The sequence below is a fragment of the Vibrio sp. B1REV9 genome, from assembly GCF_905175395.2.
Taxonomy (GTDB): domain Bacteria; phylum Pseudomonadota; class Gammaproteobacteria; order Enterobacterales; family Vibrionaceae; genus Vibrio; species Vibrio alfacsensis.
This window is the reverse complement of the sequence record NZ_CAJIMW020000067.1, coordinates 1-299: the sequence shown is the minus strand read 5'-3', so window position 1 is coordinate 299 and position 299 is coordinate 1. Positions and strand designations below refer to the sequence as shown.

General features: G+C 54.8%; 1 protein-coding gene. It reads right to left on the bottom strand.

Annotation, left to right across the window (positions count from 1 at the left end; translation table 11 throughout):
* Window positions 1-299 (bottom strand): Ig-like domain-containing protein (locus KHN78_RS00060; RefSeq protein WP_211916563.1); only part of this gene is annotated, 299 nt, incomplete at both ends.

Below are 299 nucleotides of genomic sequence, written 5' to 3'. Positions count from 1 at the left end.
ACACCAATGTTGACTGTAATCGTATCGGTACCGCCTTGACCATCAGACACTTCAACCGTAAAGCTGTCAGAGCCGTGGTAATCGTCGTTCGGGGTGTAGGTCCAGTTGCCATCGGCATCCACCGTGACTGAGCCGTTGGTCGGATCGGTGGTTTTATTGAACGTGAGCGCATCGCCATCGACATCCATCGCGTTCAGTTTGCCGCTCACTGGCGTGTCTTCCGGGGTTTCAACCGAGACATCGTCACCCAATGGTGCGCCGTTACCATCGACAATGTTGGGAGCGTCATTCACTGGCGT